The organism is Paenibacillus ehimensis NBRC 15659 (assembly GCF_004000785.1).
GTDB lineage: Bacteria > Bacillota > Bacilli > Paenibacillales > NBRC-103111 > Paenibacillus_G > Paenibacillus_G ehimensis.
The window spans coordinates 98,820-113,651 of the sequence record NZ_BILX01000009.1 but is presented as its reverse complement, the minus strand read 5'-3'; the positions used below and the strand labels follow the sequence as shown (position 1 = coordinate 113,651).

At 55.3% G+C, this 14,832-nt stretch carries 15 protein-coding genes; 5 read left to right on the top strand and 10 right to left on the bottom strand.

What is annotated here, in order from left to right; all coding sequences use genetic code 11:
- The first annotated feature begins 32 nt into the window (after positions 1–32).
- Complete coding sequence (locus tag PEH01S_RS07970) at positions 33–1,106, top strand: response regulator transcription factor (protein WP_127484730.1); 1,074 nt, start codon at positions 33–35, stop codon at positions 1,104–1,106.
- Positions 1,103–2,881: a cache domain-containing sensor histidine kinase gene (locus PEH01S_RS07965; RefSeq protein ID WP_025844962.1), complete on the top strand. Its 1,779-nt coding sequence runs from the start codon at positions 1,103–1,105 to the stop codon at positions 2,879–2,881. The genes PEH01S_RS07970 and PEH01S_RS07965 overlap by 4 nt, the downstream gene beginning before the upstream one ends.
- A 22-nt stretch (positions 2,882–2,903) precedes the next feature.
- On the opposite strand, the gene PEH01S_RS07960 is transcribed toward PEH01S_RS07965, so the two are convergent.
- The gene (locus tag PEH01S_RS07960; protein WP_025844964.1) at positions 2,904–4,112 is read right to left on the bottom strand and encodes an alpha-L-fucosidase; all 1,209 of its coding nucleotides are present in this window, start codon (positions 4,110–4,112) and stop codon (positions 2,904–2,906) included.
- A gap of 11 nt (positions 4,113–4,123) precedes the next feature.
- Positions 4,124–5,281, bottom strand: a complete 1,158-nt coding sequence (locus tag PEH01S_RS07955; protein ID WP_025844966.1) for an SGNH/GDSL hydrolase family protein — start codon at positions 5,279–5,281, stop codon at positions 4,124–4,126.
- 247 nt (positions 5,282–5,528) lie between these two features.
- Between PEH01S_RS07955 and PEH01S_RS07950 the strand changes: the two genes are divergently transcribed.
- Together PEH01S_RS07950 and PEH01S_RS07945 are read left to right on the top strand one after the other, a co-directional pair.
- Entirely contained in the window at positions 5,529–6,458 is a 930-nt protein-coding gene (locus PEH01S_RS07950) for a GNAT family N-acetyltransferase (RefSeq protein ID WP_127484728.1), read from the top strand.
- A gap of 219 nt (positions 6,459–6,677) precedes the next feature.
- Positions 6,678–7,112, top strand: coding sequence for an NUDIX hydrolase (locus PEH01S_RS07945; RefSeq protein ID WP_025844969.1), 435 nt, complete (start codon positions 6,678–6,680; stop codon positions 7,110–7,112).
- 98 nt (positions 7,113–7,210) lie between these two features.
- Here PEH01S_RS07945 and lepB read toward each other — a convergent pair whose 3' ends face one another.
- Both lepB and PEH01S_RS07935 read right to left on the bottom strand, forming a co-directional pair.
- A complete protein-coding gene (gene lepB / locus PEH01S_RS07940) occupies positions 7,211–7,765 on the bottom strand; it encodes a signal peptidase I (protein ID WP_025844970.1) in 555 nt (184 codons plus the stop codon).
- A 171-nt stretch (positions 7,766–7,936) separates the two neighbouring features.
- Positions 7,937–8,578 (bottom strand): GTP pyrophosphokinase, encoded by a 642-nt coding sequence (locus PEH01S_RS07935; RefSeq protein ID WP_025844972.1) that lies wholly within the window; start codon positions 8,576–8,578, stop codon positions 7,937–7,939.
- 41 nt (positions 8,579–8,619) lie between these two features.
- Between PEH01S_RS07935 and PEH01S_RS07930 the strand changes: the two genes are divergently transcribed.
- Positions 8,620–9,024, top strand: a complete 405-nt coding sequence (locus tag PEH01S_RS07930; protein WP_307720079.1) for a LysR substrate-binding domain-containing protein — start codon at positions 8,620–8,622, stop codon at positions 9,022–9,024.
- A gap of 75 nt (positions 9,025–9,099) precedes the next feature.
- Here the strand turns inward: PEH01S_RS07930 and PEH01S_RS07925 are convergent, their stop codons facing one another.
- From PEH01S_RS07925 to PEH01S_RS07900, 6 genes are all read right to left on the bottom strand, one after another.
- On the bottom strand, positions 9,100–10,746 hold the full coding sequence (locus PEH01S_RS07925) for an MDR family MFS transporter (protein ID WP_127484726.1): 1,647 nt from the start codon (positions 10,744–10,746) through the stop codon (positions 9,100–9,102).
- Between the two features lie 9 nt (positions 10,747–10,755).
- On the bottom strand, positions 10,756–11,196 hold the full coding sequence (locus tag PEH01S_RS07920; protein ID WP_127484723.1) for a MarR family winged helix-turn-helix transcriptional regulator: 441 nt from the start codon (positions 11,194–11,196) through the stop codon (positions 10,756–10,758).
- 231 nt (positions 11,197–11,427) lie between these two features.
- A complete protein-coding gene (locus PEH01S_RS07915) occupies positions 11,428–12,060 on the bottom strand; it encodes an NAD(P)-dependent oxidoreductase (RefSeq protein ID WP_025844979.1) in 633 nt (210 codons plus the stop codon).
- Between the two features lie 55 nt (positions 12,061–12,115).
- Positions 12,116–12,769 carry a DsbA family oxidoreductase gene (locus tag PEH01S_RS07910; protein ID WP_127484721.1) on the bottom strand — a complete coding sequence of 218 codons (654 nt, stop codon included), beginning with the start codon at positions 12,767–12,769 and terminating at the stop codon, positions 12,116–12,118.
- 92 nt (positions 12,770–12,861) lie between these two features.
- Entirely contained in the window at positions 12,862–13,290 is a 429-nt protein-coding gene (locus tag PEH01S_RS07905) for an Rrf2 family transcriptional regulator (RefSeq protein WP_127484719.1), read from the bottom strand.
- 387 nt (positions 13,291–13,677) lie between these two features.
- Complete coding sequence (locus PEH01S_RS07900; protein WP_127484717.1) at positions 13,678–14,808, bottom strand: GIY-YIG nuclease family protein; 1,131 nt, start codon at positions 14,806–14,808, stop codon at positions 13,678–13,680.
- Positions 14,809–14,832: the final 24 nt, after the last annotated feature.

Genomic DNA, 14,832 nt, shown 5'->3' with positions numbered 1-14,832 from the left:
GAAAAGGATCTTGTTTGACGGAGGTAATTGCCATGCTGAAAGTATTGATTGCGGACGATAAGCCTGTCGTATGCAGCGGCCTGAGACGAATGATTCCGTGGACACAGCTCGGCGCCGAGCTTATAGGGGAATGCGGCAACGGACAAGAAGCGCTCGAATTGGCTCTTGAGCATCGGCCCGGCCTGGTCATTACGGACATCCGTATGCCCGTAATGAACGGACTAGAACTTTGCAAGCGTTTACAAGAACAGCTGCCCGATACGGCCATCATGATTTTAAGCGCGTTTCACGACTTTTCTTATGCGCAGCAGGCCATCCGTTACGGGGTCACCGATTACGTGCTTAAGCCGATCGATAAGCCCAAAATCGAGCAGTTGATCCATAAAATCGCCCAAGTCGCGCAAAACCGCCAAATCCGCGAGCTTTATTACCGTCTGCTGTACGACGCAAATTTGAAGGAGCGGTGGGCCTCCGGCATCAAAAGCGGGGATATGTCCATGATCCAAGAGCAATTCGAGAGCATGTTTACCGAGTATCCGATGGTCGCTTACGACGTCATTAAGGATATTTGCTCGAAGCTGCTTGCCATCTGGCTGGAAGCCTCACGCGAAGCTGGGTTGCCTTGGGGGCATGCGGGCCTGTCGCAGGAGCAGGCATGGCAGCAGCTTGTCGCCGCCAAATCAAAGGAAGATATGCGCGAATGCGTAAGACAGTGGTTTCATGGAGTGACGGAGTGGGTGCACGAGCGCAAAAACAAGCGCAGCGAGGTCGTCGTCGAATGCCTCAAAAACATCATCCGGCAGAAATATCAGGACCCGGCCTTAACTATCTACTCCATTGCAAGCGAGCTGAATCTTTCTCCAAACTATATCAGCGTCGTCTTCCGGCAGTGGACGGGAGAAACGATCAGCACGTACCTGACCCGGCTGCGGATGGAGCGTTCACGCCATCTGCTTAAGGATCCTGCCGCTTCGATCCAAGAGGTGGCCAAACACGTCGGGTATGTGGACCCCCACTATTTCACCAAAGTATTCAAGAAAAACGAGGGGCTGACGCCGTCCCAGTACCGGAATCTCGCGCTTCATCCGGGAAGTGCTTCCGTATGATTGCCATTCGTCCCAGCTTCCATCGAAAGATGGCGCTTATTTTTCTCCTCTGCATCATGATGCTGATCGGGCTGTCGAGCACGATCACCTATTGGAAGTTTAACGAGATCATGCGGCGGCAGGTGCTCAGCGACTTGAACCAGATCATGGCGCAAAATAAAGTCAACCTCGACAACCTGATCAACGGGCTCGACAAAGCGACGCTGCTTCTCTATACCGACCATACAATCATGAATATTCTCAATAATCAGCCGGACGATTACATGCAAATTTACGACGATATCGGCCAGCTTAACAATGAGCTGAGCAAATATATGTTCATTCCGTTACACAGCTCGCTTAGCGCCTACACCATCACGTTTTTCGTTTCGCCGGATATGCCGTTTGCCAAGTCGCTGTATTCGGGGGAAGATTTTTTTTACGGCTTTTACAACGGCAATGACAAATTGCGGACGCCCTGGTACCGGCAAGCGGTCGAAGCCGACGGAAGGCTGATCTGGTTCACGGACCCGGCCAAGCCGGAACAAGTGTTCATCGCCCGGCTGATCAAGAATCCGGAGGCGCTGTCGCTCCGAAATATCCGAATGGGCAAGGAAGTGATCGAAAACGTAGGCGTCGTCGTCATCGGATTCCGAACGTCGGAGCTTGGCAAGCCGCTCGAAGCCTCCAAGCTGTCGCCTTCGACCGAGCTGATGATCGTCGATTCGCAAGGGACCCCGATTTATTCGCTGAATCCGCATCATCCGGCTTTCCCGGTTATCGCGGAGCAAACTCAACCCTCCGCCACGATCACCCACGAAGGTACCGATTACTTGATCAACCGCTCCCCGCTCGCCTTCGGCTGGCAGCTGCTTGCTTTCATTCCGCTCGACGACATTGCGGGCGGCTCCACGATCGTCCGCTATATCGTCGGGCTGTCCGCCCTTTCCGCACTCTGCGCCGGAATCTTCCTTTCCTACTTGATTTCCAGTCAAATTACGGCGCCGATCCGCAAGCTCGCCCGCACGATGAAGACGATTATGCTGACGGACCGGTTGAACGTTTATTTGGAACCGCCGAAAGGAAACGACGAAGTGGACATTCTTTATGAAAGCTTCAACAACATGATGACGCGAATCCGCCAATTGCTGGAGGATGTATACGAAAGCGGCGTCCGGCTTAAGGAAGCCGAGCTGCGCGCGCTGCAGGCGCAGATCAATCCGCATTTCCTGTACAATACGCTGGACTCGGTCAACTGGCTGGCTTTGGAGTCCGGAGTCGACGAGATTGCGGAGATTAACTCCTCGTTATCCAGCATGTACCGCTATATCATGAAAGATGCCAATGACATGGTGACGCTGGACGACGAATTGCAGCAGATTCGGCACTACGTGAATATCCAGTCGATTTGTTACCCGGACCGGTTCGAGATTCACTACGATCTTTCACCCGAACTGCTGAGCGCTATGTGTCCGAAGCTGATTTTCCAGCCGCTCATCGAAAATGCGATTGTTCACGGCATCGAGAAATCACCCGGCAAAGGCCGCATCGACATCCGCGGGTATATCGAAAATCAAACCGCGGTCCTGACGATTACCGATAACGGAGCAGGCTGCAGCATCGAGGACTTAAACGCTTTTCTGGAAGGAAAGCGCAACGCGCTGCAAGTATCCCAAGGCTACGGCATCCGGAACGTGAACCGGCGCATTCAGCTCAAATTCGGAGACGCCTACGGCCTGCACTACGAGGCCGGCGGGACTCGCGGCGTCACCGCGATCATCCGAATTCCGGCATGAACCGTCTCCCCCGGCAATGAGGTTATCCCGGTATCCAGAACGACGTCTGAGGCGTAACCGGCCGAGGCTCGCCCTCTACCTCCAGCACAACGGTCGCCGCGATCGAACCGACGGGCGGCAGGCGGTGCAGAAACAGACGCTCGCCCCGCCGCTCGTAGGGGACCGGCGTCTTCGTTTCCAAATGATACGCGGCTACCACCTTGTTCCCGATCTCGGCCAGACAGAACGGCTCCCCGGGGTTGTGGAACAAATGTACATACACCTTGTTCCCTTTAGTGGTCAGCCTGGCGGAATTGTTCCAGGAGAACGGAGAGCGCGACGAAGCGGATAGAAATTCGCCGTTCTTCTCCAGCCACTCCCCGGCCTCGGTCAAAATCCGAACGGCCGGCTCCGGGATCGTGCCATCTGCCCTCGGTCCGACGTTCAGCAGCAAATTCCCCGCCTTGGCCGCCGTTTCCGTCAGCATGGAGATAACCTCGGCTGCGGTTTTGTACCGCCGGTCGCCGGCGTGGTATCCCCAATTGTCGTTTAATGTCATGCAAGCTTCCCAAGCGCTCCCGGCCGGGGCAGGCTTAATCGCTTGTTCACTGCAGTGGAAGTCGCCTTGGCCGCCGTTCCGGTGGTTGATCAAAATGTGCGGCTGAAGCTGCTTCACCCGTTCGTTGACAGACACTCCCTCCAGCGGACCCGGCGTACAACCGTCATACCAGAGCAGGTCGATTTTGCCGTAGCCTGTCATCAGCTCTTCCAGCTGTGCCCGGTAAAACCGGACAAACCGCTGGCGGGCCTCTTCGTCCGCCCATTCGGACGGCCAGTCCCGGAAGTAGGCGCCCGGGTAATCGGGATGGCTCCAATCCGCGACGGAATAGTAGAATCCGACCTTTAGCCCTTCCTTGCGCGCCGCTTCGGCGAACGGCCGGACCAGGTCCCGCTTCGGCCCCATGGCCGCCGCGTTAAACCCGGTCGTCTGCGTATCCCAGAGCGCGAATCCGTCGTGATGGCGGGTCGTCAGGACCATATATTTCATTCCGGCCTTGCTCGCCAGCCTGGCCCATGCCTCAGGATCGTAGCGCTCCGCATGGAATTGCTCTACATAATCGCGAATGTATTCGTCGTACGGGATTCGCTCCCGGTTCAGCACCCATTCGCCGCGGGCCGCCACCGAATACGCTCCCCAATGGATGAACATCCCGTACCGCGCTTCGTTAAACCACCGCAGCCGTTCGCTCATGACGCTCCCCCTTAGGCTCTGATCTGTCCGTTGACAAGAAAATAAACGATATGAAGCGCCCGACCGATGCTGTCTTCATGCTTTCGGACGGACAGCTCCAGCTCCGCCACATGATCTCCGGGGTGCAGATCGTCCGCAAACAGGACCGTCTTGGGACGGTAAAATTTCGGACAGTGCACGTCGAACAGCGCCACGTGCTTTGACGTCTTGCCGTCAATCTTGACTTCGACCTCCCCGGTGTCCATTCCGGCAAGCAGCGCCATCCCGATAGCGGTACCAGTAAAGCGAATTCGGAGCACCGCTCCCGGCTCATTGGCCCACAAAATGTCGGCCGGCGGCTTCCAGTTGCACGTTCTGGCCGGAGACCAACGGGCGACATAATGGAAGCCTTTGACCTTCTCCGCCGCGAGCGGAGATACGAGACTGCCTTGATCGTAGCTGAAAGGGTCCATGCGGGCCGGAAGGATGACGGCGGCATTCTCCGAACGTGCATCGGTAGGCAGCGCCGTCTCCAGAAACGATTCGAGAAGCTCCGCATAGAGCGCGTGCCCGTAATCGTTAGGGTGGACGTCATCCCTGCTGAGCGTTGCCCAAGAAAGCGAGCCGGAGGCAATCCTGCGGTAAATCTCGCTTGCGATATCGACAGAAGGGAGCCGGTAATGCTCGGCCACTTCCTCATGGTTAGCTATGTTTATTTGCGGCTTGCCCGTTTTGGAGAAATGCTCGCAGCCGGACCGGTTTGCCGTATAAATAAAACAAATATCCATGTGCGGATTCAAGGTCCGGGCTTGCCGTACGATTCCTTCCATCGCCCGCAGCGAGGACTGCCGCCTTCCGCCGTCGTTCACCGCGAACTCGACAAACAAGAGATCCGGCGCGTAAATGCGGAATACGTGGTCCTGCAACCGAAAAGCGCCGTAGACCGAATCCGTTCCTCCGATCGCGGCATGAATAAAGCGAAAAGCCGCTTGTTTGTAAACATCCCTCAAGTATTGGCTGAGTCGCGCCCGGTAGCTCGTTTGTTCGGGATCGGACGCCCCGCTTCCCGCCGTCACCGATCCTCCCAGGAAAGCAACGGTTACGCTGCCGCCGCTTTTCAGCTTATGGGCCGTTTTCCCGATTCCATCGCGAAGCAAATAATGAATGTTTCGTTCCACGCTTGACGACAACCTAAGCCCCCCTACTGTTGTGTCATACTGTAATTGTATTGCTTATCAATTTTTACCTTGCCATTCCACTGTACCGAAAGGAGCGCCTCCGCAGCAAGGTAACAAAACTTCGATTTGGTGGAGGATTCTATGGTTACGGGATGAAGCCCAGTTCGCTATAACCAAATTTTCCATTCCTTGCCGCAACCGCTTCATTGCATAATAACTTGCGTAGACGATAGGTCAAACATAAAAAAGAGGTGACAGAATGTCCATTGAACTGCGACCCTTGCGGCTGCCGAATGATTACGAAGCGTTAGCGGCACTGTTGAATGCCTGCTGGTCGGAGCCTTGCACGGCCCAAAGGCTGGAGGAAGACGATGCCAAGCTGTATACGGTCGGCCATACGTATCTCGATGAGAATGGTCTGCTGGCCGGCTATGACCGTACCCGGCGCGTTGCCGTGACGGAGCAGGATGTCATTGTCGGATACGTCTGGTCTTGGCGGGCGCCATGGACGGAGCCGGGATATCTCAATAACACGCTTATTGTAGCCGGAGAATACCGCCGGCAAGGAGCCGGGCTGCTGCTGCTCGAACATGTCATCGATTGGGGAACCTCTTTAGGGGCGACTACCCTCGTCGCGGAGGTCTGGGACGATCACCCGGATGCGCTGCAGTTTGCCGAGCGCCGGGGGTTTGCGGTCGAACGGCACGCTTTTCAATCGGTGCTGAACCTGGATCGGGTTGAACCGGATCGCCTGCGTGAGGCCGAAACGCTCAAGCTGCTGGAGAGCGGAGGGCTGCGGTTCCTGACGCTGGCGGACGAGCCCGGCGAAGAGAGCGAGCGGAAGCTGTACGAGCTGTACAAGGAGACGCTGGTTGACATTCCGGGGCATATGGGAGAGGTGCCTGACATGCAGGAATGGCGGAAATGGTACCTTATGGCCGAAGGCTACGCGCCGGAGCAAGTGATCATTGCAGCGGACGGCGACAACTATGTCGGAGTAACGAATGTGCTTCACAATCGTCAGACCAACGGGATGTATCACGAGTATACGGGAGTGAAGCGGGCCTACCGCGGACGCAAAATTGCGCTGGGCTTGAAAATCAAAGCCATACTCTTAGCCAAGGAACGAAATGCCGCCTATATCCGCACGGACGCCCATTCTCCGGATCAATCGCAGCTTGGGCTATGAGCCGCTGCGGGGGACTTACCGGATAGCCGCCAAGCTGCAGGATGTAGCGCAGATCATGGCCCGGAATTAGCGCAATCGCTTGAGCTTCGATTGCAAACGGAGCGATAAACCGTTAAGCTAGTCGAAGTGCGCCACAGCAGTACAGCTGGCGACTGAGCGGGCTTGAGGCGCGCATACTTCCAGGGGCTAGCGAAGCCATGGCTTAAAGGAGGAGCTTGGTTGAAGAGAGTTAATGTTGCATCCGCCGTGATCACCGATGATGACGGGAATTTATTAATCGTGCACAATAAAAAAGGCGAATCCACGTATTGGAGCCTTCCTGGCGGCGCGGTAGAAGAAGGAGAAACGCTGGAGCAAGCCGTCCTGCGCGAGGTGAAGGAAGAAACCGGCTACGATGTCGCCGTTACCGGATTAAGCTCGCTGAGAGAAGTATTATTTACGGAGCGGGGACACCATGCCTTGGTCATTACCTTTTTTGCCAAGGTGATCGGCGGGGAGATGGGCATCCTCGATCCGGATCAAGATATTTTGGAGGTGCGATGGGCCGACCTTCAGACCGCGAGAGAGCTCATGCCCGCCTTAATGGAGCAATTAAAAATAACTTCCGCTGCCAGCCCATCCCCGGCGTTTTATGCTTTTGAAGGACAAGTTTGAGAACGATTGGACAAAAAATCGGCCCTGCCGCATCGCAAGGCCGATGTTCCACATCTAAACTTCGCAGCCGTCCCGGGAAGAAACTCCCCCTCCCCTGCTTACGGGAACTTCATAATCCCCATCACGTGATCGAGAGGAATATAGCCGAGGTTTCGACTGTCGCTGCTATGGTTCCGGTTATCTCCCATCACAAAAACGTGCTTCTCGGGAACCGTCCATGTCCGGTCCGAACTAAAAATCATGGCCTCCTTCATGTAAGGCTCCTGCAGCGCCTCTCCGTTCCGGTACACTTGATGATCCTTGAACTCCAGGACATCGCCCGGCTTGCCGATGACTCTTTTGACATAAAAAATAGGCTCGTCCGCGCCCCCTCTGGCGTATTGGACCAAAGGATGCTCCAGAATGCTGTCCGCCAACGTCCGTCCCCGCTTCACCCGACTGTCTATCACGACGATATCGCCATAATCCGGCAAATAGGAAAACGTATGGGATAATTTCGAAACGTAGATCCGCTGCTCGTTCTGCAAAGTAGGCTCCATGGACTGCCCTTCGACCTTGTAAGGCTGGAAAACAAAGATGCCGATCACCAAAGAGAGTACAAGAGCCATAGCGAGTGCGCCCATCCAGTTTCCTAGCTCTTTTACTACTTTCATCAGGCGGCCGCTACCTCCCTACATCTATTTTCTTCTGCCATTATGCTGGAAATGATTAGAAAGTGCAAGTTTTGACGCAGCGAATAAGCGCTTTCTCTTTGACGCGAAGAAAGACAAGACCGCCTGCGGTCCTGTCTTCTCCATCCATGCAGCCCCGGTTTGCGTGCCGAGTCACTGAATCCTCGCATACGGCGAATCCAGGTGCCCGATTTCGTCGCTGATCGCTTTCATTTTCGCATCCAGCTCGACCGTTAAGTGCGCGGCGGACAGCAGCTCCTGCTTTAAGCGGTCCGGAATGTCCTTGTTGTATTTGTAAAAAATTTTATGCTCCAAGCTTGCCCAAAAATCCATCCCCAGCGTGCGCAGCTGGATTTCGGCCTTGACCAGCTGCGTGCCCTTGGAGAGCAGCACCGGAACTTCGACAATCAGGTGCAGGCTCTGGTACCCGTTCGGCTTCGGATTCCGGATGTAGTCCTTGCATTCGATGATTTTCATATCGTGCCGGTTGTTCAGAATTTCGTACAAATCGTAAATGTCGCTCAGAAACGAGCAAATAATCCGTACGCCGATAATATCGTTCAAGTGGTCTCGCGCAGAGACCAGGCTGATCGGCAGCCCTTTGCGCTGCAGCTTGTTAATGATGCTCTCGGGCGATTTGATCCGGGTCTTGATATGCTCGATCGGGTTGTAGTTGTAGACGTGCATGGCCTCTTCGTTAATATGCCGGATAGTCGTGCTCAACTGCTCCATCGCAAATTTGTAAGGCAGGAACATCTCTTTCCATTCGCCGGCCGCTTTCATTTTATCGATCATAATCTGTCCCTCGTCAATTAAGTATTGGATTAGACCACCCAATGGAGTCCTCTTTTATCATAAAAAATTATGGCGCCCGAAGCAATTTTGTGAAAATAATGTGGACAAAAATTCCTCCGTCTTCGGTCTGTGGCGAAGCTCGAATAGTCCGCCCGTTCCGGCATACAGACTGGTCTCTGGAGCATGTATTCGACAATTGGTGGAAGGAGACGTATTCCGCGCCGCCGACGATCGCCATGGAGGTCGACCACATGGAAACGTGCAAGGAGATGGTATCCAGCGGATTCGGATATGCGATCATCCCGGATATCGTCTCAACGAAAGCGAAGATATACCGCCTTCAATTGCGGACGAAGCACGGAGAACCGATTTTGCGAAAATCGTGGATGATTTACCGGAAGGAGTCTTTGCATCTTTCGTTGATTAAAGCATTTGTCATTCGATAAAAAATGTTTATATCTTTTCATTTAAACCAAAAAAAACGGACCCGGACCAACCATGGTCCAAGCCCGTCTATGGTTTTACCCGTTCGCCGGCTGCTTTCCGCGAAGGCGGGGCGACGGTTCGTCGTCCGCTTCCACAGCTTCCTGCGGCTTCTGCCCCGGGCCGCGGCTTCCGGTACGCAGCGGAATCTCCTTCAAGAAGAATGTCAGCACAAGCGCGACCACAAGCAGCGCAGCCCCCGCCAAAAACACATTCGCCAGCGAGTAACTGAGCGCCTCGCGGAGCGAGTCGATCATCCGGCCGAACACCGTCTGCAGCTCCGGCGGCAGGGCTGCCTGAATCTGCGCCAGCTTCGGCTGATCGAGCAGCATTTGCGGATTGTGGAACGCGGCGAGCTTCTCGGCCACCTTCGGATCGAGCTTGCTCAAATCGACGCCTTGGCCGCTTGCCAGGAGCTCCTGCAGCTTGTTCGTCATGCCCGTCGACATGATCGTGCCCATCACGGCAATGCCGATCGTGCCGCCCAAGTTACGGAACAGCTGCGAGGAGGCCGTGGCGACGCCAAGATCCTTCGGCGATACGGCGTTCTGAACGGTTAAGGAGAAGACCGGCATCCCCAGCCCAAGTCCGAAGCCGAACACGATCATGCTGAGCACCGTCACCGAGATCGTATTCATGTAATGCATGATCATCATCCCGATGACCATAATGACAATCCCGATAATCGCGATCCGCTTGTATTTGCCCGTCTTCGTAATCAGCTGCCCGCTGATCGCGCTGGTTGCGACCATCCCGATGGACATCGGCATCGTCACATAACCGGAATAGGTCGGCGAGATTCCCATCACGCCCTGGACGAAGAACGGCGTATACATGAGCGCTCCCATCATCCCGGCGTTCATAATGAACCCGATAACGTTGGAGATCGTCACAATCCCGTTTTTGAACAACGAGAGCGGCAGCACCGGACTTTTCACCCGGCTCTCCACCCATAGGAAAATAGCCAGTGCCACCAATGTACAGGCGAATAAACCTAGAATTTGCGACGAGCCCCAAGCGTACTTCGTGCCGGCCCACGAGAACGCGAGCAGCATCGGCACGATCGTCAGCGTAAGGAACAGCGAGCCGAAATAATCGATCGATTCCGACGGCTTGCGCTCGACCTTCGGGAACATCGTCAGAATCATGACAAAAGCGACAATGCCAAGGGGAAGGAAAATCCAAAATACCCAATGCCACTCCAAATGGTCGACGATATAGCCCCCAAGCGCCGGACCGACGACGCTCGCGAATCCGAACACCGACATCATGATCCCGGACCATTTGCCGCGCTCTCGGGGAGCGAACAAGTCGCCGACAGCCGTAAAGGCCGTGGCCATGATGATCCCGGCGCCCACCCCCTGGATGCCCCGGTACGTAATCAGCTGAAAAATATCCGCAGACGTCCCCGCCATGAACGCGCCGATCATAAATAACACGATTCCCGTTAGAATAAACGGCTTCCGCCCATAAATGTCGGACAGCTTGCCGACCAGCACCGTCGCGATCGTCGAGGTAAGCAAATAAATCGTGATGACCCATGTATAGTAGTCCATCCCGCCGAGCTTGGCGATAATCCGCGGCAGGGCCGTTCCGACGATCGTCTGGTTAATGGCCGAAAAGAACATCGCCGCAATAATGGCGATCATAATCGTTAATTTGCGTTTATACGATAAATGTTCCACGTTCCAATCTTACTCCTCTCCCAATTGTTCCATATTGTTCAGCATCCGGTTAAAGAAGCGGAGATGCTGCCGGATCTCCTCCTCCGACAAACCGGCGAACAACGATTCGACCAGCTCCGTCTGCTGCTCTCCGAGCGCCTTCAGCTCGCTCAAGCCCCGTTCCGTCATTTCCAAATACACGACCCGCCGATCGTCTTCTCCCCGATACCGCTTAGCATACCCCTTCTCTACCAATTTATCGGCCTTGGCGGTAATGGCACCGGACGTCAGCTCGAGCGCCTCGGCCAAGTCGGATACCTTCTGCGGCCCTCCGCGCAGCTGCCGGAGCACCATAAACTGGGCCATCGAAAGCGATTTGTCGATATGCCGGCTCCACAGGGCCGACATCTCTTTGACGACCTTCCGGAACGTGCGGGCCAGCTCGTTCTTTAATTGATGGTCTTCCTTCATGACAACAGCCCCTTTCGTATCATGGCAGTTCCCCTCCAAGACAAGATCGTTTTTAAGGCAAAACCATTAAATCACGAAATAATTTAATAATAAACAATTAAAATATTTACTTATTATACACCAAAGATAATCGTTTGTGAAATTTTTTTGATCGGGAACGCCAAAAAGGCGAGCCGCCCGCGACGAAAATCATCGCGGCGAATCGCCTTTTGTTCGGAATCGGAGGCCGGATTAATAGCCGACCGTGAACCGTTTGCGGGAGAAGCGCGGACGCTCCGCCTCGTCCAGCATCGCAACGGCGTAGTCCTCGGCCGAGATGCGGCTGTTCCCTTCGGCATCCGTTACGAGCCGGTTTTCTTCCGTGCGGTATTGGCCGGTTTTCTCTCCCGGTTGGATCAACGCGGCTGGGCTCAGGTTCGTCCAATCGAGTCCGGAGCTGCGGTATACCTCGAGCGCATCCCGGTGCGCCAATGCGATTCCCTTCCATTCGGCCGGGAATTCCGGCGTATCGACCAGCTGCACACCTGGGGCTGCTTCCAGACTTCCTGCGCCGCCAACTGTCAGCAGACGGCTGACGCCGGACTTTTTCGCCGCTTCGACTAACGCTTGAGCGGCCTGAACCAGCTTCTCCTCTTGGCCGTGCGCCGGACCGTAGGCGCTGATCACGATGTCGTGACCGGCTGCCGCTGCGGCAAGGCTATCCACGTTCGTAACGTCTCCTGTGACAACCTTCAGGTTCGCGTTCTGTTTCGTCACCCGAGACGGATCGCGCACGATTGCCGTCACTTGATGTCCCCGGCTCAAGGCTTCCTCCAGTATCCGTTGTCCGATCGTTCCCGTTGCTCCAACCAATGCAATGTTCATCGTTAATCCATCCTTTCGTCTGATGAAATATTATGGTGATCAATAGTTATCGCGGTTAATCGCATTCCCCATCCACGGCGCAGGACAGCCCTTCGGCGGCTTTGCCGGCTTGACCGGCCAGCTCCTCGGCGATTGCCTGCTCCAACGTCTCCCGGTTCGCTACGCCTCTCAGCACCTTATTGCCGATAAAAAACGTAGGTACGGCCGTGATCCCGGCTTCTTGGTAAGCATGGTTCAGCGCTTGCTGATGAGCTTCCTTGTACTTCCGCGTTTCCAGCGCTTCTCGGTACTCGGCGGCATCCAGTCCGATTTCGCCGGCCAGCTTCGCTAGCACGTCCGGGTCCCCGATATTTTGCTCCTCCTGGAAGAAAGCCCGGAACAACCGGTGGTTGTACTCGTTTCCTTTGCCGTGCTCCTTGGCGTATTGGTACCCTTCGAACGCAAGATGCGTGTAAGGATGCGGAGAAACCCGCGGCAGCTTCATATCGATGCCCATGCGCTGCGCGTAAGGAGCGATGGATTGCTCCCACATCCTCAACTTCGGCGGGTCGTTCCATGGGTCCAGCGGTTCAGCCGGACTTGGGCGCAGCTCGAAGGGCATCCATTCCACCTCGACATCCTTGCCCTGCACGGCCTGCTCTAACGGTCCTTCCGCCAGAAAGCAGAACGGACATACGTAATCCGAATACACTTGAATTTTGACAGTCATCTTCAACTTCACCTCTCTAATAAAATCAACCGAGCCTCTTTCCCCCATTCACGTGTAACCAAAATAGTTACAGGTCAAGGCAAAAAAAAGGGTTACCGGTCACCCCGTACCAAATCGAATATAATCTGGTCCAGCGTAACTTTCGCCAACTCGTTCTCCATGGCCGATTCCGCCTGTTTGAAGACGGTCTCCAGCGTGCCTTGAATGTTTTGCCCGACCGGGCATTTGGGATTCGGGTTATCGTGCGCCGCGAACAATTCCCCCGGCGGGTCGTTCTGTACGGCGCGGTACACGTCCAAAAGATTAATCTCCCGGGGCGGACGGGCCAGCGATGCGCCGCCGACACCGGGACTCGTATGCACCAGCCCGGCCTTGCCCAGCAACCCGATCACACGGCGGATGACCACCGGGTTCGTGTTGACGCTGCCCGCAATAAATTCCGACGTATTGCGGCCTTCTTTATTAATATCAAGGAGAGCCAAGATGTGAATCGCTACGGCAAAACGACTGCTGATCGACAATTCATAGCCTCTCCTCTCCGTTAATTCCACCACCTGTAACCATTGTAGTTACAATAACTCGTTTTGTCAACCCGTAAAAGAAAATGGAACGCCGACCAACAATGATTTTACCAGTTCGACGGCGAGCGTCGTCGCCGCCCAATCGTCCACATCCGGCGTTACCGGAGGAACCCCTGTATATTCTTACCAGCTTGCGCCCGGACCATTCGTGCAAGATTTTACCGGCAGCATCGTCGTCCCTCCCGGGAGGTCGCTGTCGGCTAGGTCACGGCTTCCAGCTCCGTCGTGGGCCCTAGCCTTACGTCCGCGATCCATTTGTCCTGGTGGGAGGCTTGAGCGAAAACAAACAAAGCACCGACCGTTTGCCCGCGGTCCGTGCTTATTTTGTTAGGACCCGTCGTCCGCTTGCGGCTTCTTCCCGTCTTGTCCGATCCGGTATTCGTAATTGTCCTTGCACAACTGCAGCAGATCGTATTTCAAGCCGCGCTTGGGCATCGTAATCTTGACCGCTTTGCCTCCGGTTCTCCGCAAAACGGCACGCACCGAACGGGGATCGCTCACTTTGTTGACGATAAGCTCGTCGGGCCCCTCGGCTTCCCCATAGCGGCTGACCAGAAAACGGTCGCAAGCGACCTCGCCGTAAGCTCGCTCCAATTCATGCATCTGAAAATCCCGCAGCATCCCCTCCTGCACCTTGGCGATCAGCACCCGCTCCTCACCGAAATACAGCACATCCTGATGGGTCGAGCCTTCCCGGTCGACGATCTGCTTCTCCGGCATTTCCTCCAAAATACGCAGGTGGCGCAGCATGCTGCCCGCTTTCTCGAATTCCAGACGTTCGGCGTACTCGCTCATCTTGGCACGCATCGCGGCAATCAGGTTCTCCCCTTGGTTCAACAGCAGACCGGCCGCCTGCCGCGCCGTCTCCCGGTACGCCTCCTCCGTGATTTTCCCTTCGCATACGCCGCTGCACTTGCCGAGATGATACAGCAGACAGACGCGCTTCGGCATCTTGTCGCATGTTCTCAGCTTATAATGCTCCGTGACAAAATCGAGCACGGCATCGCGGAAACGGCCGCTCCGGTAAGGGCCGAAGCGCTGTTCCTTTCCTGAAGCGGCAGCTTGCACCGACCTTCCTCCGCCGCGCACGGTCCGGAGCCTGCGGTCCCGGTAATATTCGGTCAGCCGCGGAAACCGCTCGTCCGTCATCTGCAAATAAGCATAGCCGCTGTTATCCCGTTTGAGCGCCCGATTGTATGGAGGCTTGTGAATTTTGATCAGATTGTTCTCCAGCATCAGACTTTCCGACTCGTTGTTGACCAGTACCACTTCAATGGATGCGATGTCCTGCACCATTTGACGAATGCGCCTGCGCTGATCCCGGTTTTGGAAATACGAGCGCAGACGGCTGCGCAAATTTTTGGATTTGCCGACGTAAAGGATGCGTCCTTCGGCATTTTTCATGATGTAGCAGCCCGGGCGTTCCGGATAATCGCCCGCTTCGAACTGAAATGGCATCGCGAACCTCCCCTTTGTCGCGCG